18 protein-coding genes and 2 tRNA genes are annotated in these 19,486 nt (G+C 64.9%); 19 read left to right on the top strand and 1 reads right to left on the bottom strand.

The features are described from left to right. Positions 1-75: 75 nt before the first annotated feature. The 6 genes from U8330_RS10985 (at position 76) to U8330_RS10960 (ending at position 7,956) form a co-directional block, all read left to right on the top strand. Positions 76-1,371, top strand: coding sequence for a DNA repair exonuclease (locus U8330_RS10985; RefSeq protein WP_323105320.1), 1,296 nt, complete (start codon positions 76-78; stop codon positions 1,369-1,371). Beyond that, entirely contained in the window at positions 1,371-4,823 is a 3,453-nt protein-coding gene (locus U8330_RS10980; RefSeq protein WP_323105319.1) for an AAA family ATPase, read from the top strand. The genes U8330_RS10985 and U8330_RS10980 overlap by 1 nt, the downstream gene beginning before the upstream one ends. Positions 4,824-4,913: 90 nt before the next feature. After that, positions 4,914-5,306, top strand: coding sequence for a CAP-Gly domain protein (locus U8330_RS10975; protein WP_323105318.1), 393 nt, complete (start codon positions 4,914-4,916; stop codon positions 5,304-5,306). A gap of 167 nt (positions 5,307-5,473) precedes the next feature. Continuing rightward, entirely contained in the window at positions 5,474-7,063 is a 1,590-nt protein-coding gene (locus tag U8330_RS10970) for a sensor histidine kinase (RefSeq protein ID WP_323105317.1), read from the top strand. A gap of 172 nt (positions 7,064-7,235) precedes the next feature. Then, positions 7,236-7,502, top strand: coding sequence for a hypothetical protein (locus U8330_RS10965; protein WP_323105316.1), 267 nt, complete (start codon positions 7,236-7,238; stop codon positions 7,500-7,502). Between the two features lie 34 nt (positions 7,503-7,536). Then, entirely contained in the window at positions 7,537-7,956 is a 420-nt protein-coding gene (locus U8330_RS10960) for a DUF4174 domain-containing protein (protein ID WP_323105315.1), read from the top strand. A gap of 349 nt (positions 7,957-8,305) precedes the next feature. Here the strand turns inward: U8330_RS10960 and U8330_RS10955 are convergent. After that, a tRNA-Val gene (locus U8330_RS10955) sits at positions 8,306-8,381 on the bottom strand. A gap of 421 nt (positions 8,382-8,802) precedes the next feature. On the opposite strand from U8330_RS10955, the gene U8330_RS10950 reads away from it, so the two are divergent. The 13 genes from U8330_RS10950 (at position 8,803) to nuoH (ending at position 19,467) form a co-directional block, all read left to right on the top strand. Then, positions 8,803-8,879, top strand: a tRNA-Asp gene (locus U8330_RS10950). A gap of 364 nt (positions 8,880-9,243) precedes the next feature. Continuing rightward, complete coding sequence (locus U8330_RS10945; RefSeq protein ID WP_323105314.1) at positions 9,244-9,609, top strand: NADH-quinone oxidoreductase subunit A; 366 nt, start codon at positions 9,244-9,246, stop codon at positions 9,607-9,609. Further along, positions 9,600-10,187, top strand: coding sequence for an NADH-quinone oxidoreductase subunit B (locus U8330_RS10940; RefSeq protein ID WP_323105313.1), 588 nt, complete (start codon positions 9,600-9,602; stop codon positions 10,185-10,187). The genes U8330_RS10945 and U8330_RS10940 overlap by 10 nt, the downstream gene beginning before the upstream one ends. A 107-nt stretch (positions 10,188-10,294) precedes the next feature. Next, entirely contained in the window at positions 10,295-10,897 is a 603-nt protein-coding gene (locus U8330_RS10935; protein WP_323105312.1) for an NADH-quinone oxidoreductase subunit C, read from the top strand. 55 nt (positions 10,898-10,952) lie between these two features. Next, positions 10,953-11,336, top strand: a complete 384-nt coding sequence (locus tag U8330_RS10930; protein ID WP_323105311.1) for a four helix bundle protein — start codon at positions 10,953-10,955, stop codon at positions 11,334-11,336. Between the two features lie 58 nt (positions 11,337-11,394). Continuing rightward, complete coding sequence (locus U8330_RS10925; protein ID WP_323105310.1) at positions 11,395-12,585, top strand: NADH-quinone oxidoreductase subunit D; 1,191 nt, start codon at positions 11,395-11,397, stop codon at positions 12,583-12,585. Continuing rightward, on the top strand, positions 12,585-12,749 hold the full coding sequence (locus U8330_RS10920; RefSeq protein ID WP_323105309.1) for a hypothetical protein: 165 nt from the start codon (positions 12,585-12,587) through the stop codon (positions 12,747-12,749). The genes U8330_RS10925 and U8330_RS10920 overlap by 1 nt, the downstream gene beginning before the upstream one ends. An 18-nt stretch (positions 12,750-12,767) precedes the next feature. Beyond that, positions 12,768-13,661, top strand: a complete 894-nt coding sequence (gene nuoE, locus U8330_RS10915; RefSeq protein WP_416236842.1) for an NADH-quinone oxidoreductase subunit NuoE — start codon at positions 12,768-12,770, stop codon at positions 13,659-13,661. Between the two features lie 13 nt (positions 13,662-13,674). Beyond that, the gene (locus tag U8330_RS10910) at positions 13,675-13,929 is read left to right on the top strand and encodes a hypothetical protein (RefSeq protein WP_323105308.1); all 255 of its coding nucleotides are present in this window, start codon (positions 13,675-13,677) and stop codon (positions 13,927-13,929) included. Between the two features lie 3 nt (positions 13,930-13,932). Continuing rightward, the gene (nuoF, locus tag U8330_RS10905; RefSeq protein ID WP_323105307.1) at positions 13,933-15,237 is read left to right on the top strand and encodes an NADH-quinone oxidoreductase subunit NuoF; all 1,305 of its coding nucleotides are present in this window, start codon (positions 13,933-13,935) and stop codon (positions 15,235-15,237) included. Positions 15,238-15,418: 181 nt separating this feature from the next. After that, positions 15,419-16,201: a 5' DNA nuclease gene (locus U8330_RS10900; protein ID WP_323105306.1), complete on the top strand. Its 783-nt coding sequence runs from the start codon at positions 15,419-15,421 to the stop codon at positions 16,199-16,201. Positions 16,202-16,309: 108 nt separating this feature from the next. Then, a complete protein-coding gene (nuoG, locus tag U8330_RS10895; RefSeq protein ID WP_323105305.1) occupies positions 16,310-18,403 on the top strand; it encodes an NADH-quinone oxidoreductase subunit NuoG in 2,094 nt (697 codons plus the stop codon). A gap of 20 nt (positions 18,404-18,423) precedes the next feature. Beyond that, positions 18,424-19,467, top strand: a complete 1,044-nt coding sequence (gene nuoH, locus U8330_RS10890) for an NADH-quinone oxidoreductase subunit NuoH (RefSeq protein ID WP_323105304.1) — start codon at positions 18,424-18,426, stop codon at positions 19,465-19,467. Positions 19,468-19,486 lie beyond the last annotated feature (19 nt).

Below are 19,486 nucleotides of genomic sequence, written 5' to 3'. Positions count from 1 at the left end.
AAGGCGAGGGGAATATGTGGGTCGAGGCGCCCGGCGGATTGACCTGCGCCCCTTGCCGGTTGCATGGTCGTTCGCATGACGTTCCGCTTTGTTCACACGGCCGATCTTCACCTCGATTCGCCGCTTCGCAGCCTCGCGCTGCGCAATCCCGAACTGGCCGCCCTGGTGCGCGGCGCCACGCGCGAGGCGCTGTCGGCGATCGTCGACCTCTGCATTGCCGAAGAGGCGGACGCGCTGATCGTTGCCGGCGACCTCTATGATGGCTCGCAGACCTCGATGAACACCGGGCTGTTTCTCGTCGGCGAGTTCCGCCGGCTGCAGGCCGCCGGCATCCGCGTGTTCCTGATCCGTGGGAACCATGACTCCGCCTCGGCCATTCGCCGTGAGCTCAGCTTCCCCGACAATGTCCACCTCTTCTCCGGCCGCAGCCGCTCGGTGCTCGCCAAGGTAATGGAGAGCGGGCGCGCCGTGCATGTCCATGGAATCGGCTTCGATGATCCGCATGCACCGGACAGCCTGCTGCCGCGCTTCCTGCCGCCGGTGCCCGATGCGATCAATATCGGGCTGCTGCATACCAGCCTGGCGGGTGCGCCCGGCCACGACGCCTATGCGCCCTGCAGCATCGCCGATCTCACCGGCCATGGGTTCGATTACTGGGCGCTCGGCCATGTGCATCTGGGCGCCGACCATGCCGAGCGGCCGGCCATCATCATGCCGGGGATCCCGCAGGGGCGGGATATCAACGAGGCAGGCGAGAAGGGCGTGGTGCTGGTCACGGTCTCGCCGGACGGCACGATGGCGCGGGAGCGGCGGCGGATCGGCGCGGCGCGCTTCGAGCGGCTGCCGATCGACCTCACCGCGCTCGAGACCTGGCGCGACATGCTCGCGCGTATTGCTGAGGCGCTCGAAGGGGCGGCGCGGCAGTTCCTCGGCCCGCTGCCCAATGCCCAGTTGATCCTGCGCCTGCAGCTGACGGGCGCGATGCCGCTTGCCTGGCGGCTGCGCCGCGATCCGGATTTCCTTCTCGACGAGGTGACGAGCCTCGCCCAGTCCGTCCCGGGATGCTGGGTGGAGAAGATCGAGATCGACTGCGTGCCGGCGCTCGATGGCGCGCCGCCCACGGCGCTGGATCCCGCTGCCGAACTGGCGGCTCTGGTCGAGCGCGACGTGCTCACCTCGCATGGCTTCCGGCATCAGGCCGGGGAAATCATGGCCGAACTCCTGGCCCAGCTTCCGCGCGAGTTGAAGGAGAGCTTCGGCACTCATGAAGAAGCGGCGCAGATGCTCCTGGCAAGGATTGGCAGCGAAGGCAGCGCCGAGGTGCTGGCGCATCTGCGCACCGAGGGCGATGCGGCAGGGAGCGCAGGCTGATGCGGCTTTCTGCCCTCGATCTCATCCGCTACGGCAAGTTCACCGACCGCCGCCTGATCTTCGGCCCCGCCGAACCAGGCCGACCGGACCTTCACATCGTCTATGGGCCCAATGAGGCGGGCAAATCGACGCTGTTCTCCGCCGTTCTCGATCTCTTCTTCGGCATCGAGACCCGCAGCACCTACGGCTTTCTCCACCCCTACGAGACCATGCGGATCGGCGGGCTGGTCGAGACAGGCGGGACATCCCATGCCGTGGCCCGCCTCAAGCGGCGGCAGAACACGCTGGTCGGGCCGGATGACCAGCCGCTGCCGGAAGGCCTGTTCGCCGCGGCGCTGGCCGGCATCGACCGGGGTACCTACCAGACCATGTTCTCGCTGGACGACGACAGCATCGAGAAGGGCGGCGACAGCATCTTGCGCAGCGAAGGCGAGCTGGGCGCCTTGCTGTTTTCCGCAAGCTCCGGCCTGTCCGACATCGGCCCCTTGCTGACCGGACTGAAGGGAAAGGCGGACGCCTTCTACCGACCCCAGGCGCGCAAGCACCGGCTGGCCGAACTGAAGGCGGAGCTGGAGCGGCTGAAGACCGAGCGGGCCGCCATCGATGTCAGCCACAGCCAGTTCTCCGCCATGCGCAAGGCGCTGGAGGCGGCGCGCGGCCATTATGAGATGGCGGTTGCCGAGCGGGCCGAACTGCGTCTGGCCCTCGATATGGCGCGCCTGCAGCAGGGCGCCCTGCCGATGCGGGCGCGGCTGCGGGCGCTGGAGGCAGAACGGGCGCGCTTCGACGACACGCCGCCGCCGCCCGAAGCTTGGCACCGGCTGCTGCCGGATCTCATGCGCGAAGAGACGGAATTGTCGATGACCGGCCGGCAGATCGCGCATGATCTCGAAGCTTTGGAGGAAACCCTGGCCGGCCTCGGCCAGGATCCGCGAATTCTGACCCTTGCGGCGGACATCAGAGCTGTCGCTGCGGGCGGCTTGGAGGCGCGCTACCGCACGGCGGTCGAGGACCTGCCGGCGCGGCGCGCCGAGCGGGATCGTGTCGCGACGGCACTCTCGGCCAAACTCGTCCAGGCCGGCCGAGCGGGGGACGAAGACCCGACCCCGCTGCTGCTGCCCGCAGCTCGCATCGGGCGATTGCGCATGCTCGGCGAAGCCTATGGGCGGTTGCGGGAACGGGCGGAAGCGGCCGTGCGGGAACACGGGCGCGCCAGCGCGCTGCTGCGCGATCTCGACGCCGCGGCTGAGGACGCAGCCCAGCGCGCGGAGCAGCCCAGCGCGCATCCTGGCCTTGCCGATCTATTCCGCCAGCTCCGCCGTCAGGATTTCGCCGGGCGTCGCCGGACGGCGCAGGCGGCGCTGGAGGAGGCGGAGGATGCGCTTGCCGATCAGCTGGCGACGCTTGGCCTCGCCGACGAGACGGACCTTGGCCGCATCGCTGTTCCAAGCGCCGCCGAGCGGGCGGCATTGGCCGAAGAGACGAGTACTCTTTCCGCGCGTGTGCAGCGTCTCGATGAGCGCTTGGGCGATGAGGCTGCGCGGCTGGCTGCAGCCAGGGCGACGCTTGCTGCCGAGGCCGCCGGCTCGAATTTCGCCGACGATGCGACGGCCAAGGCGCTGCGCGAGGCGCGGGATCGTGCTTGGCAGAAGCACCGTGGAACACTGGACAGCACAACGGCCGATGGGTTCGAGGCCGCGCTGTCGGCCGATGACGCCGCCTCCGCCACTAGGCTTGCCCAGGCTGACCGTCTGGCCGCGCGTCGCGCGCTCGAGCAGAGCGTCGCCGAGCTCGAGGCCCGGCACCAGGCCGGACTTGCCGAGCGGGCGGCGCTCTGCGCGGCGGAAGAGACGCTGTCCGACCGGCGCCTTCGTCTTCTCGAAGCCTGCGGCCTGCCGGCGGAGACGCGCCTTGCCGCCTTTTCCGCCTGGTGCGAGCGCTTCGAACGCACGCTGACGCTTCGCGCCACCTGCCGAACTTCGCGCCGGGCGCTTGCCGCGGTCACCGAAGAGGAGCGCGAGGCGCTGTCGAGCCTTTCCGCCTTCGTCGGTGCCGAACGCACGGACCGTGGCGTAGAGGCCGCGCTCGCCGCAGCGGAAGAGATGCTGGAGGCGGAGCAGGCCGCAGAGGCCGCCCAGCGCGCGCGGACGGAGCAACGGGTTAAGGCGCAAGCGGCCCACGCAGCCCGGGCGCAGGAGCGGGCCGAGGCCGAAGAGGCCTTGGCGGGCTGGCAGGCAGAGTGGCAGGCGGCGCTGGAGGGAAGCTGGCTTGCAACCCTTAACGGCGCGGAAAGCCCGGCGATCATCCAGCCGCTTCTCGACCTCCTCGCCACGATCGAAAGTCTCGCGTCTCAGAAGGCTGGCTTCGACCATCGGATCGACGCCATGGAGGCGGATCTTTCCGTCTTCGCGCAGCGGCTCCAGACCCTGGCGCAGGCAGCCGGCGAGCGCGGCGACGAGGCCCCGCTCGATTGCCTCGCGGCCCTTCAGGCCCGGCTGGCCGAAGCCGAGCGCGTGGACGTGGAACGCGAGCGCCTGGTCGCCCGACAGGCGAGCCGACAGGCGGATCAGGCGGCCCTGGCCGACCGGATCGCCCGCCACGAAGCGGTGCGCGCGGCGATGGCGGCGCATTTCGGCGTGTGGACGCTGCCGGAGATCAATGTGCGCCTGGAGGAAGCGCGGGCGCGGGCGCGGATCGACAGCGACATCGCCGAGCGGACGCAGGAGCTGTGCGAGCGGCTGCGCGTCGAGAGCCGCGCGGCGGCAGACGATATGTTGGACGAACTGGACCCGAGTTTGCTCGACCGGTCGATCGCCGAGATCGGGACGCGGCTCATCCAAGCGGAAGAGCGGCTGCAGGAGCGTCACACGGCGTTGCGCGATGCAGAGCGCATCCTGGAAAAGGCGGCCGGCAGCGACGAGGCTGCCTATCTGGACGAGCGGCGGCGAACCGTGCTGGCCGAGATCGAAGAGGAGGCGCTGCGCTATCTCAGGCTGCGCACCGGTGTGCTCGCCGGCGAAATGGCGTTGCGGCTCTATCGCGAGCGGCACCGCAGCGCGATGATGCGCCGTGCCTCGGATGCCTTCGCCACCATCAGCGGCGGCGATTACAGCCGCCTTTCGACCGAGAGCGCGAAAGAGGGCGAGTATATGATCGCCCATTCCGCCGATGGCGGTACGAAGCTTGCCAGCAATCTTTCCAAGGGCACGCGCTTCCAGCTGTATCTGGCGCTCCGGATCGCAGGCTTTCACGAGATCGCCGCAAGCCGCGAGCCCTTGCCCTTCATTGCCGACGACATCATGGAGACCTTCGATGACAACCGCGCCTTCCACGCCTTCCGCCTGATGGGCGAAATGGCGGGCGTCGGGCAGGTCATCTACCTGACCCACCATGAGCACCTCTGCGCCATTGCCGAAAAAGCCTGCCCCGGCGCCACGCTGCATCGGCTCTAGAGCCTGCCTGCCCGGGAGACAGGGCAGGACTGGCGTCGCGCGCCGCTTGAGGCTAGAACACCGCCGGTTCACCTGCGCGCGGAGCGGACGATGATCAATTTCCATGTCGGTCAGAAGGTCGTCTGCATCGACGACACGTTCAAGCATGTCTCGATCGACCAGGGCATCCGCAAGGGTCAGATCTATACGATCCGCTGGGTGGGGCCCTACAGCCATTATGTCGATGGCGAGTTCATCGGCGTCAAGCTGGAAGAGATCCACCGCGGCAATGACGACGGCCCGGAGGGATACGGCGCCGCCGACATGCCCTACCGCGCCACGCGCTTCCGCCCGCTGCTGAAAGACCGGCTTTCCGCACTGAAGAACCTGCTCGCGCCAACGCCGAAAGGCGAAACGCCCTATATGCCTTCCGCGCCGGAAGAGCCGAAGCGCGCTGCACCTGTGCGTGAGCGGGAGAAGGAAAAGGAAAAGAGCAGGCTGTAGGGCGTCCCAGCATCATCCCGCGCGAGCCCGGCGCTCCGTGCCCTTTCGGACCGTCTCTGTCCGATTCTGACGTTCCATGCTAGACGATTCGCGTGGGGTGTAGCCGCCAGGGAAACCTGCAGCGCGATCCGAAGGTCCGTTCTTGCGGGTGTTCGAAGGGGGTAGGCGTGGGCGAAGCCGAAAAAGCCTTGGAGCCGAAGCGCAAGCTGGCGAGACCGGCGACGCTGGTTGCCTTTGCCGCGCTGTTTTTCTCGGCCGTCATGGCGCTGGTGGCGCTGATGGTCTGGCAGAATTACCGCGCCGCCGTCACGGCCGGTGAGGCACGGGCGCTTGCCTCCGCCCATGTTGTCGCCGCCCATGTCGAATGGATGTTCGCAGCCAGCGATCAGGCGCTGCGCCGGATCGACGACGCCCTGGGCGATGGCCCGCTTTCCGACGACGCGCCGAGCATCAAGGACATTACGCAGGCGGTCGGCGATCTTCCGGTCGGCTTCGAATATTCGGTCTTTGACGACGCGGGCATCCTGCGTCTCTCCAGTCTGGAGCGGTCGGAGACGACCCGGATCGGCGATCGCGATTACTTCCGATCGCTCAAGGACGGAAAGACCGTCATCGTCTCGCCGCAGCTCTCGGATCGCCTGACGGGCTCGACCGCCTTCGTCATCGCCCGGCGCATCGCCCGGAACGGCGTGTTTCGCGGTGTCGCGAGCATTGCCATTCCGCTGGCGCGCATCAATCAGTTCTGGAGCTCCATGGCGCTCGGCCCGCATTCCACGGTCTCGATCGTGCGCGAGGATGGCTGGGTCGTCGCCCGCCACCCGTCCATAGCAAAGCCGCTCAACATCGCCTCGTCGCCGCTGTTCACAACCTGGCTGCCGCAGAGCCCCAGCGGCGTCTATCACAATGCGGCGTCGCCGGCAGATGGTCGGGGCCGAATCGTCGGCTATTGGCGCGTGGAAGGCTGGCCGCTCGTCGCGATCGCCGGCGTGGATGATTCCGAAGCCATGGAGATGTTCTGGAGCGGCTTGCGCTCGCAGTTCGTGCTCGGCTTGCCGCTCGTCTTCCTGCTTCTCCTGAGTGCGACCTGGATCGCCCGCCTGCTGCGCGCCTATGCGCTGCGCAACGAAGAACTGGAGCTCTCGATCGAGCAGAACAATTTCCTGCTTCGCGAAATCCATCACCGGGTGAAGAACAATCTGCAGGCGGTCTCGGCGCTCGTCCGTCTCCAGCCGCTGCCCGAAACGGCGCGGACCGACATGATTCGCCGGATCTCGGCCATGGTCGCTGTCCATGAGCAGATCTACCGCAACGACCAGTTCGCCGATGTCGAGGTGGCGGCCTATGCCGAACGTTTGATCCGCGAGATCGCCGCCGGCTATCCGGGTGCGGTGGATCTGGACGTGGCGCTCGAGCCGGTGGCGGTGAAGCCGGATCACGCCTTGCCGCTCGGCCTCATCATCAATGAGGTGGTCTCGAACGCCTTCAAACATGCCTTTGCAATCACCGGCCGCGGCCGCCTGACCGCGCGTCTGACACATGATGGCGCCGGGCGTGCCTGCCTGACCATTGCCGATGATGGCCCCGGCCTGCCGGCGGAGGTCGGGCGCGGTGGCATGGGCAGTCGCCTCATCGGTGGCTTCGTGGCACAGCTCGGCGGCAGCTACCGCTATGAGAGCGAGGGCGGCACCCGTTTCGTCATGGAGTTCCCCGCCATGGCGGCAAGCCCGGCCGAGCAGGGCGCACTCTCCTGGTCCTGATCGAACTTCAGCGGTAATCGACCCGGCGACTTTTCATGCTCCTTCCGCCCTCGGCGCGCTGAGCTTGCAGGGGCGAACCATCGCCTGCGGAACAAAGCGCGGGCTCTTCCGGTTCCCTTGATCGAGACTGGACGGCGCAGAGCCGTCGATCGAACAAGACAGGAGCCCGATCATGGACGCGATGAACGCCGCCGACCTTGCCAATGCCCCCAGTGAACGGCTGCAGGCCTGCATGGACGCGCTTCGGCCGGCTTTCGAATCGGCTGTCGAAAGCGGCGGCGTTGCGCTCGGCAGTGCGGCCGGCTCGGAGCTGCCGAACGAGTTGGAAACTCTGGCATCGGAGGCCGAGCGCGCCGGGTGGCCCGCGGATCTCGCCCGCCGGGCGATCCACGAGCTTGCGCGCGAGGGCCTCGGTGCCGAAGGCGCGGTCTACGATTGAGGCGCGACCGGCGTCATTGAGAAGGAGAGGGACGATGTTCAAGTCACTGGTGACGGAAGTGCTCGGCGTCGGTGTCGACCCGGAGCAGCAGGGCGCGAGCCTGAAGGATTATGAATGGCGCAGCCGCGTGCTCATCATCTTCTCCGACGAGGAGGGAACGGAGGCAGGCCGGCAGGCGAGCCTGCTTCTTGCCCGGCCGGATGCGTTGCGCGAGCGCGATCTCGTGGTTCTGGAAATCGCTGGCGGCCTCGTTCGCGGCCTCTATGGTGCCGCCGATGAGCTGAGTGCCGAGGCAATCCGCGCCGATTGCGACGTCGCGCCGGGCTTCTTCAGTCTGGTGCTGGTCGGCAAGGATGGCAGCATCAAACTGCGAAACGACCATGTCACGCCGCCGGACGAGATTTTCGCGCGGATCGATTCCATGCCGATGCGCCGCGCCGAAGCGCAGCACTGACCTCGGCGCATAGAGACACAGACGCCACAGCCGCTTTTCGTTCAGTAAGGAAAGGACACGTCCATGAGCCCGCTTCCCGCAGAACCAGGTCCCGTCCCCGGCCGCGAGCCTCCTCCCGGACCTGTGCCGGGACTTCCGCCGGTGCCGCCGATCGGCGAGCCGCAGCCGGACCGACTGCCTGACGAGGAGCCTGTTCCGAACCCGGATGAGAACGACGCGCCGCCACTCTCAGCCATGATCCGCCACCTCGGCGATACGCCGGCCCCGAGCTGGGGCCTGCTGTGCCAGGGAGTGGGCCTCTACGCGCAGAGGTACCGCCAATAGAACAATGCAGAGAAGGGGGAAGGTTTGGTGGGCGATGAGAGACTCGAACTCCCGACATCCTCGGTGTAAACGAGGCGCTCTACCAACTGAGCTAATCGCCCGCCCGCGTTGGTGGCCGTGATCTATTCAGTTCCGCGGCCAAGCGCAAGCCCTTCGGCAGACCTTTTCGGCAAAAATTTCGAGGTGCAGAATTTTTCCCTGCAAATGCGGGATTCCCGGCTGCGAAATCCGGCGACCAAGCGCCTTCAGCGTGTGCGTCCGGAGCAGCTTCGACCGCTGTGGAAAAAGGAAGATACTGCAAGCTTCTGTTTTAAAACAGAAAAACCGATCAGTTGGGCGAGGGGGCGGCACTGGCCGGTCGTTTCCTGTATTCGGTCGGTAAGAAAATTCGCTTCGTCATCATTTTGTCTCGAGGCGCGCTTGACACTCTCCGGAGAACCCCGTAATCAGCCGCTCATCGAACGGCGCAACGCTGATCGACACGGAAAGCGGGGCCAACGGCCATGACTTTCCGGACAATGCGCGGGTGTAGCTCAGTCGGTTAGAGTGCCGGCCTGTCACGCCGGAGGTCGCGGGTTCGAGCCCCGTCACTCGCGCCATTTCACTCTCTCTCTTCTTCTACGAAACGAATACCGGTCGACTTTCGATCGGGAGCAGGTCGCGGACTGCGACCTTTTGTCCGTCAGCATTGAAGAACGCTTCACGCGCACCGAAATAGGCTCTGACCGAACCTTTACGGGGCTTTTCCCGGACGGATCGCCGATGCGGAATTCCCGAACATTGTCACCCTCTTCGTGAGAGCGGTGAAAACATCCGGCAAGGCTTGCGCGGTGGCGCGGGCTGCGCTAACGACTTCGCTATCGCAACATCTTTCGGCCGGCAGGCTTTCAGGATCCATCCTCCCCGGATCCCGCGCTTCGGGACATCGATCCTCTGGCGACCCTGCAGGCAGGGAACAAGACCATGACAGACCTTCTCGGTTCCTATATCCCGATCGCGATCTTCATCGGCATCTCTCTCGTGATCGGCCTGGCGCTGCTGGCAGCGCCCTTTGCGGTCGCCTTCAAGGCGCCCGACTCCGAGAAGCTCTCCGCCTATGAGTGCGGATTCAATGCCTTTGACGATGCACGCATGAAGTTCGACATCCGCTTCTATCTGGTGTCGATCCTCTTCATCATCTTCGATCTCGAAGTGGCCTTCCTCTTCCCCTGGGCTGTCGCCTTCAAGGGCATGGGCTGGTTCGGCTTCTGGTCGATGATGGCCTTCCTCTTCGTGCTGACCATCGGCTTCATCTATGAATGGAAGAAGGGAGCGCTCGAATGGGAGTAGCAACCACGAACACCACCGGCACGCTGGTCTCGCCGGCGCCGAAGGGGATCATCGATCCCAACACCGGCAAGCCGCTCGGCGCCAACGACCCGTTCTTCGGCGAGATCAACAACGAGCTCGCCGACAAGGGCTTTCTGGTCACCTCGACCGACGAGCTGATCAACTGGGCCCGGACCGGTTCGCTGATGTGGATGACCTTCGGTCTCGCCTGCTGCGCGGTCGAGATGATGCAGATGTCCATGCCGCGCTACGACGCCGAGCGCTTCGGTTTCGCGCCGCGCGCCTCGCCGCGCCAGTCGGACGTGATGATCGTCGCCGGCACGCTGACCAACAAGATGGCGCCGGCGCTGCGCAAGGTCTATGACCAGATGCCGGAGCCGCGCTACGTCATTTCGATGGGCTCCTGCGCGAATGGCGGCGGCTACTACCACTATTCCTATTCGGTGGTGCGCGGCTGCGATCGCGTCGTGCCGGTGGATATCTATGTTCCGGGCTGTCCTCCGACGGCGGAAGCGCTGCTTTACGGCGTGCTGATGCTGCAGAAGAAGATTCGCCGGACGGGAACGATCGAGCGCTGATCCGGCGCTCGGGTTTCATGAGGCAGGGGAGGGCCGGGGTCGGCCCTGTCCGGTAAGGCGCGGCGGCGGACTGTCCCGCTCCGGTCAACGACAATCAAGGACACGACATGAGCGACGCTCTGAACAGCCTTGCCACCTATATTCGCGAAAGCCGCGGCGGCCTGATCACCGAAGCGACCTTCGCCTATGGCGAGCTGACGCTGGAGACCCGCGGCGAGACGCTTCTCGAGCTGATCGCCTTCCTGCGCGACGATCCGCGCTGCGGCTTCATCTCGATCATCGATGTCTGCGGCGTCGATTACCCGGGCCGCGCTGAGCGCTTCGACGTCGTCTACCACTTCCTCTCGCCGAAGCAGAACCTGCGCATCCGCGTCAAGGTCGCGACGGCGGAAGACGAGCCGGTTCCCTCGCTCTGCGGCCTTTTTCCCGGGGCCGACTGGTTCGAGCGCGAAGCCTACGACATGTATGGCATCCTCTTCACCGGCCACCCGGACCTGCGCCGCATCCTCACCGACTACGGGTTCGAGGGCTATCCGCTGCGCAAGGACTTCCCGCTGACCGGCTATGTGGAAGTGCGCTACAACGACGAAGCCAAGCGGGTTGTCTATGAGCCCGTCGAACTGAAACAGGAATTCCGCAACTTCGACTTTCTCTCCCCCTGGGAAGGCACGGATTATGTGCTGCCGGGGGATGAGAAGGGGAATAAGTGAGCGGTGATCGGTGAGCAGTAAGCAGGGACAGCAAGAGAAGAGGTGACGGACGGTCTTGGGCGGGGAAAGGATCGCATCCTATCGCGATTTGAAGGTCTGGCAGTTGGCCATCGATATCAGCATTGAATGCTACGACCTGACCCAGACCCTTCCGAGATCGGAGCTGTTCGGGATGACCAGCCAGATACGGCGCTCATCCGTTTCGATTGCGGCGAATATTGCTGAGGGCTACGGAAGGGAAAGTCGAAGCGGGTTCATTCAGTTTCTGAAGATCGCGCAGGGTTCCCTGAAGGAACTGGAAACGCATCTGATTATAGCCTCGCGCGTGGGTCTCTTGGCGGAAGCCGACTGTGATCCGCTGCTCGGCAAATGCGAAGAGAATGGAAGAATGATCAGTGGTCTGATCCGCGCTATCGAGCGCAAGCAGAGAGAGGAATGATTATGTCGCAAGGAACTGATCACTGCTCACTGCTTACTGATCACTGCGGAGCACGCACATGAACGAACACAATATCCGCAACTTCAACATCAACTTCGGCCCCCAGCACCCCGCCGCCCATGGCGTGTTGCGGTTGGTGCTGGAGTTGGACGGGGAGATCGTCGAGCGGGTCGATCCGCATATCGGGCTTCTGCATCGCGGGACCGAGAAGCTGATCGAGGCGAAGACCTATCTCCAGGCCGTGCCCTATTTCGACCGGCTCGATTATGTCGCGCCGATGAACCAGGAGCACGCCTTCGCGCTTGCCGTCGAGCGGCTGACGGGCACGGAAGTGCCGATCCGCGGCCAGCTGATCCGCGTCCTCTATTCGGAAATCGGCCGTATCCTCTCGCATCTCCTGAACGTGACGACGCAGGCCATGGACGTCGGCGCGCTGACGCCGCCGCTCTGGGGCTTCGAGGAGCGCGAGAAGCTGATGGTGTTCTACGAGCGTGCCTCGGGCGCGCGCATGCACGCCGCCTATTTCCGTCCGGGCGGCGTCCACCAGGACCTGCCGCACGAGCTCGTCGAGGACATCGGCAAGTGGATCGACCCGTTCCTGAAGACCGTCGACGATATCGACGAGCTCTTGACCGGCAACCGCATCTTCAAGCAGCGCAACGTCGATATCGGCGTGGTCAGCCTCAAGGAGTGCTGGGAATGGGGCTTCTCGGGCGTCATGGTCCGCGGCTCGGGTGCCGCCTGGGACCTGCGCAAGTCGCAGCCCTATGAATGCTATGCCGACATGGATTTCGACATTCCGATCGGCAAGAACGGCGACTGCTACGACCGCTACCTGATCCGCATGATCGAAATGCGCGAATCCGCCAAGATCATGCGCCAGTGCGTGAACCGGCTGCTGGGCGATGCCAAGGTCGGCCCGGTCTCCTCGCTCGATGGGAAGGTCGTGCCGCCGAAGCGGGGCGAGATGAAGCGCTCGATGGAAGCGCTGATCCACCACTTCAAGCTCTATACGGAAGGCTATCACGTACCGGCCGGTGAGGTTTATGCGGCTGTCGAGGCGCCGAAGGGCGAGTTTGGCGTCTATGTCGTTTCCGACGGCACCAACAAGCCTTATCGCTGCAAGATCCGGGCGCCGGGCTATGCGCATCTGCAGGCCATGGACCATATCTGTCGCGGGCACCAGCTTGCCGACGTGTCGGCCATTCTCGGCTCGCTCGACATCGTCTTCGGCGAGGTCGACCGCTGATGGCGCGCCGCATGGAAGCCGCGCGCCGCTCCGTCATCGTGGCGCTGGACCGGCTGCTCGCCGAGGCTGCAGGCCGCTCGAGCGGCAGCACCGCCGGCGATGCCATCCATTCATCTGCCGAGACGCAGGGTGCGTCCGGCCTGCGCTTCAGCGCGAGACACTAGAGTTAGGGTGCGGGAAGAATGTCCGTTCGTCGTCTAGCCGATGAGAATGTCCAGCCGACCGGCTTTGCCTTCAGCGAAGCCAATTCCAGCTGGGCCGAAGCCACGATCCGCAAATATCCCGCGGGACGCCAGCAGTCGGCGGTCATCCCGCTCCTGATGCGGGCCCAGGAACAGGATGGCTGGGTCACCAAGGCCGCCATCGAGACCGTCGCGGACATGCTGGCCATGCCCTATATCCGCGTGCTCGAGGTTGCGACCTTCTACACCCAGTTCCAGCTCAAGCCGATCGGGACACGGGCGCATGTGCAGGTTTGCGGCACGACGCCCTGCATGCTGCGCGGCTCGGAAGAGCTGATCAGCCTCTGCAAACGCAAGATCCATCCCGAGCCCCTGCACCAGAACGAGAGCGGCACGCTCTCCTGGGAAGAGGTCGAATGTCAGGGCGCCTGCGTCAATGCGCCGATGGTGATGATCTTCAAGGACAGCTATGAGGATCTGACGGTCGAGCGGCTTGAGCAGATCATCGATGCGTTCGAGGCCGGCCGTGGCGCCGAGATCACGCCCGGCCCGCAGATCGAGCGGGTCTATTCCGCACCGATCGACGGCCTGACGACGCTGACCACCGAGCCGAAGCCGCAGCGCAACCAGGTGACCGAAGCGGCGGCGCCGGCCTCCGGCACCGAGGGCGCGGCCGTTCCGCCATCGGAGGCTGGCCGGCCGAAGAGCACGGATGCCGAGACGAACCCGACGATGAAGACGCCGCATACGGCAAAGGGCGAAGCGGCGGCGAATGCCAAGAGCGAAGGCGGCAACGCCGACACCGGCAAGCCCGAGCCGACGGTGGCCCCGGCCAGCTCCGGCTTGAACCACCCGGCCGCGGACACGGACAAGAAGACGGACGGGAAAGCCTGAGGACGGGGCGGTGATGGCCGAGGTTTCAAACGATCTGATCTACGAAGTGCTGAAAGGCATTCAAGGAAGAATGTCCAATGTAGAGCACAAGTTGGGCGAAATTGACGTTCGGCTTGGATCACTCTCTTCGCAAATTCAGGGCTTGTCTCTCGGTGTGAGCGCGACGCAAACCGATATTGCCAACATCTATCACTCGCTCGGCCGCCTGGAGCGGCGTATCACGCGCATCGAAACGCGCCTCGACATCATCGAAGAACCGGCGGATTAAGCCATGCTAGACGATAAAGATCGCATCTTCACCAATCTCTACGGCCTGCACGACAAGTCGCTGAAGGGCGCCATGGCGCGTGGCCACTGGGACGGGACGAAACAGATCCTGGAGAAGGGCCGCGACTGGATCATCAACGAGATGAAGGCTTCCGGCCTTCGCGGCCGCGGCGGCGCTGGCTTCCCGACCGGTCTGAAATGGTCCTTCATGCCGAAGGAGAGCGACGGCCGCCCGCATTACCTCGTCGTCAATGCGGATGAGTCGGAGCCCGGCACCTGCAAGGACCGCGACATCATGCGTCACGATCCGCATACGCTGATCGAAGGCTGCGTGATCGCGAGCTTCGCCATGGGCGCGCATGCCGCCTATATCTATGTGCGCGGCGAATATATGCGCGAGCGCGAGGCCCTGCAGGCGGCGATCGACGAATGCTATGATGCAGGCCTGCTCGGCGCGAACAACAAGCTCGGCTGGGACATGGAGATCTTCGTCCACCATGGCGCCGGCGCCTATATCTGCGGCGAAGAGACCGCGCTGCTCGAGAGCCTGGAAGGCAAAAAAGGCCAGCCGCGCCTGAAGCCGCCGTTCCCGGCCAATATGGGCCTCTATGGCTGCCCGACGACGGTCAACAATGTCGAATCGATCGCGGTCGCGCCGACCATCCTGCGCCGCGGCGCCGGCTGGTTCTCGGCCATCGGCCGTCCGAACAATGTCGGCACGAAGCTGTTCATGGTCTCCGGCCATGTCAACAAGCCCTGCACGGTGGAAGAAGCCATGGGCATTCCCTTCCGCGAGCTGATCGAGCGCCATTGCGGTGGCATTCGCGGCGGCTGGGACAATCTGCTCGCCGTCATCCCCGGCGGCTCGTCCTGTCCGGTCGTGAAGGCCGAAGACATCGCCGATGCGCCGATGGATTTCGACGGCATGCGCGAGGTGAAGTCCTCCTTCGGCACGGCGGCCGTCATCGTCATGGATCGCTCGACGGACATCATCAAGGCGATCTGGCGGCTTGCGGCTTTCTACAAGCACGAGAGCTGTGGCCAGTGCACCCCCTGCCGCGAAGGCACGGGCTGGATGATGCGGGTCATGGAGCGCATGGTGCAGGGTCGCGCGCAGAAGCGCGAGATCGACATGCTGTTCGACGTGACGAAGCAGGTGGAAGGCCACACGATCTGCGCGCTGGGGGATGCGGCCGCCTGGCCGATCCAGGGCCTGATCCGTAACTTCCGCCCGGAAATGGAAAAGCGGATCGACGAATACACGCGCAACGCAAGCAGCCACGGCGCGGTTCTGCAGGCTGCGGAGTAAGGGGCAAAAGGGAGCACTGTTCGGGGTCGCGAGGCTGGAGTTCTTCACGAACGGGTGATATGCCCGAGGGCGAGGGAAACGCCCGGGGTGAACGCGGAAAGTGTGGAGCGGGCGTTCGAGAGGAAGGCAAGTAGACAGTCTCGTCCGTCCTGCAGAGCAGGGACAACAGAAGGAACAGTCCATGTCAGTCTCCGATGCGCAGAACCCCGACACCAGCGACCAGACAGGCCGGACAGCGGAGGCAGAGAGCGCGGATCATGACTTTGCGCAGGATGCCGCCCGTTGGTTCAAGGATCTCGGATCCTTTCCTCCCCTGATGAAGAACCCGACGGCTGCCATGGCGGCGGCCACGGCTGTCGGCTTTGGAATGACGAGCCATTTCGCCGGATTTATGCTCGGCGCAATGCAGGGAATGGTCGAGGCGGCGACGAAGGCTGCCGGAGCTGCCGAGGAAGCTGCCAAACAGGCGGTGGCCGAAGCGGAGCGGGCAAAGGCCGCAGCCGACGCTCTGGCCGAACAGGCGGAGCGGGCCGGCGCGAGCCAGGCGGCGCGCGCAGCCGAGGCCGTTCACCCGGAGGTGCAGCCGGCAGCACCGGTTGCTGCTGTTGCCTGCGTGGCGGAGCCCGGCGTCGCCAAGCTGTCGCAGCCGGCGGTTAGGCCGGTTCAGCCGGCGGCGGACGCGATGATGGCGGTGGCGCCCGCCGTGGCAAAAGCCCCGAAAGGGGAGGGTGCAAGCGAAAAGCCGGCGAGAAGCCGGAAGGCCAAGGTCGACGATCTCAAGCGGATCGGAGGCGTGGGCCCGAAGCTGGAACAGGTGCTGAAAGGGCTGGGCGTCACCCGGTTCGCCGACATCGCCGCCTGGACCGAAGAAGATATTCGGCGTTTCGACGCCGCGCTCGGCATTCCCGGCCGTATTGCCCGGGATCGCTGGGTAGAGCAGGCAAAGGCCCTGTCACGGGGCTGAGTGAGGATGAGAGGGGCGCGGCGTGCCGCGCCTCACAGGGTCTCCGGCCCGACAGGATCGATCCCCGGCATTGCGCCATGCGGATCAAGCACAGGACTGAGTAGGACGATGGCTAAGCTGAAAGTCGACGGAAAAGAAATCGAGGTTCCGGATCATTTCACGCTGCTACAAGCATGCGAGGAAGCCGGCGCCGAGGTTCCGCGCTTCTGTTTCCACGAGCGGCTGTCTGTCGCCGGCAATTGTCGCATGTGTCTGATCGAGGTGAAGGGCGGGCCGCCGAAGCCGGCAGCCTCCTGCGCCATGGGCGTGCGCGACCTGCGCCCGGGTCCGAATGGCGAAGCGCCGGAAGTCTTCACGACCACGCCGATGGTCAAGAAGGCCCGTGAAGGCGTGATGGAATTCCTGCTGATCAACCACCCGCTGGATTGCCCGATCTGCGACCAGGGCGGCGAGTGCGACCTGCAGGACCAGGCCATGGCCTTCGGCGTCGATTCCACGCGCTATCATGAGAACAAGCGGGCGGTGGAAGACAAGTATATCGGCCCGCTGGTCAAGACGGTGATGAACCGTTGCATCCACTGCACGCGCTGCGTCCGCTTCACCACGGAAGTGGCTGGGATCGCCGAGCTCGGCCTGATCGGCCGCGGCGAGGATGCCGAAATCACCACCTATCTCGAACAGGCGATGACCTCGGAGCTGCAGGGCAATGTGGTCGATCTCTGCCCGGTCGGCGCGCTGACCTCGAAGCCCTATGCCTTCAACGCACGCCCCTGGGAACTCGGCAAGACCGAATCGATCGACGTCATGGACGCCGTCGGCTCGGCGATCCGCGTCGATACGCGCGGTCGCGAAGTGATGCGCATCATGCCGCGCGTCAACGAGGAGATCAACGAGGAGTGGATCTCCGACAAGACCCGCTTCATCTGGGATGGTCTGAAGACCCAGCGTCTCGACCGGCCCTATGTGAAGAAGGACGGTCGTCTGCAGCCGGCGAGCTGGGGCGAAGCCTTCGGCGCCATCAAGGCGGCGGTTTCGAAAACCAGCGGCGACCGGATCGGCGCGATCGCCGGCGACCTCGCTTCGGTCGAGGAGCTCTATGCGCTGAAGTCGCTGATGACGGCGCTCGGCTCCACCAATCTCGACTGCCGGCAGGATGGCGTGGCGCTGGATCCAGCGCTCGGCCGCTCGACCTATCTCTTCAACCCGACCATCCAGGGCATTGAAAATGCTGATGCCCTGCTGATCGTCGGCTCCAATCCGCGTTTCGAGGCCTCCGTTCTCAATGCCCGCATCCGCAAGCGTTTCCGCATGGGCAATTTCCCGATCGGCGTGATCGGCGAACCTTCGGAACTGCGCTACGCCTATGACTATCTCGGCGCCGGCACGGATACGCTCGGCGAACTGATTGCCGGCCGCGGCAGCTTCGCCGAGGTTCTGTCCAAGGCTCAGCGCCCGATGATCATCATCGGCCAGGGCGCACTGGCAGGCGAGGGGGGTGGCTCCGTTCTCGCCGCCATCGCCAAGCTTGCCGGTGCGATCGGTGCGGTGACGGGCGAGTGGAACGGCCTGGCCGTTCTGCACACTGCGGCGTCCCGTGTCGGGGCGCTCGATCTCGGCTTCGTGCCGGGCGCGGGTGGCCAGACGGCCGCGCAGATGCTGACCGGAACCGACGTGCTGTTCCTGCTGGGCGCCGATGAGCTCGATTTTTCCGGCAAGACGGCCGGCTTTACGGTCTATATCGGCTCGCACGGCGACAACGGCGCCCATGGCGCCGATGTGATCCTGCCTGCCGCCGCCTATACCGAAAAATCCGGCACCTGGGTCAATACCGAAGGCCGGGTGCAGATGGGCAACCGCGCCGGCTTCGCGCCGGGCGATGCCAAGGAAGACTGGGCGATCCTGCGTGCGCTTTCCGACGTGCTCGGCAAGCGTCTCCCCTTCGATTCGCTCGCCGATCTGCGCCGTCGTCTCTATGTGGAGTACCCGCATTTTGCTGCCGTCGACGAGATCCCGACGGTGGGTGATCGCACGGCGGCGGACGAAATTGCCGCACTCGCACAAAAAGCCGGTGAGATGGTCAAATCCGCGTTTGCGTCGCCGGTGAAAGACTTCTATTTGACGAACCCGATAGCGCGCGCTTCCGCCGTCATGGCCGAATGCTCGGCCCTGGCGCGCAACAATTTCAAAGCTGCCGCGGAATAAGCGCGAGGGATTAGGATATCATGGACGGCTTCTTCTCGACCTATGTCGTGCCGACACTGATCATGATCGGCCAGTCGCTGCTGCTGCTGGTCGCTCTGTTGATCTTCATCGCCTATATTCTGCTCGCGGACCGCAAGATCTGGGCCGCGGTGCAGCTGCGCCGTGGACCGAACGTGGTGGGTCCCTTCGGGCTTTTCCAGTCCTTCGCCGATCTTTTGAAGTTCGTCGTCAAGGAACCGGTGATCCCGGCCGGCGCCAACAAGGTGTTGTTCCTGCTGGCACCGCTGGTATCGGTCACCTTGGCGCTCGCGGCCTGGGCCGTGGTTCCGCTCAATGACAATTGGGTGATGGCCAACATCAATGTCGGCATTCTCTATGTGCTCGCCATCTCCTCGCTCGAGGTTTACGGCATCATCATGGGCGGCTGGGCATCGAACTCGAAATATCCCTTCCTGTCGGCGCTGCGCTCGGCCGCGCAGATGGTGTCCTATGAAGTCTCGATCGGCTTCGTCATCGTCACCGTGCTGCTCTGCGTCGGGTCGCTGAACCTGACGGATATCGTCAATTCCCAGCGCGACGGTCTTGGCACGATGATGGGCCTGCCGGGCTCCTTCCTCGACTGGTACTGGCTGCCGCTGTTCCCGATGTTCATCGTGTTCTTCATCTCCGCACTCGCCGAGACGAACCGCCCGCCCTTCGATCTCGTGGAAGCGGAATCGGAACTCGTGGCCGGCTTCATGGTGGAATACGGCTCGACGCCCTATATGATGTTCATGCTCGGCGAGTATGCCGCCATCTGCCTGATGTGCGCGCTCACCACGATCCTGTTCCTCGGCGGCTGGCTGCCTCCGGTCGATGTGTGGTTCCTGAACTGGGTTCCGGGCATCATCTGGTTCGTGCTCAAATCCGCGCTGGTCTTCTTCATGTTCGCCATGGTCAAGGCTTTCGTGCCGCGCTACCGCTACGACCAGCTGATGCGTCTCGGCTGGAAGGTCTTCCTTCCGCTCTCGCTCGTCATGGTCTTTCTCGTCGCAGTCACGCTGAAGCTCGGTGGATGGGCGTGATGCGCCCCTTCGCCCGCTT

The sequence above is a fragment of the Rhizobium sp. CC-YZS058 genome, from assembly GCF_034720595.1.
Taxonomy (GTDB): domain Bacteria; phylum Pseudomonadota; class Alphaproteobacteria; order Rhizobiales; family Rhizobiaceae; genus Ferranicluibacter.
The sequence above is the reverse complement of the archived record's forward strand: the minus strand, read 5'-3'. Positions and strand labels throughout refer to the sequence as shown.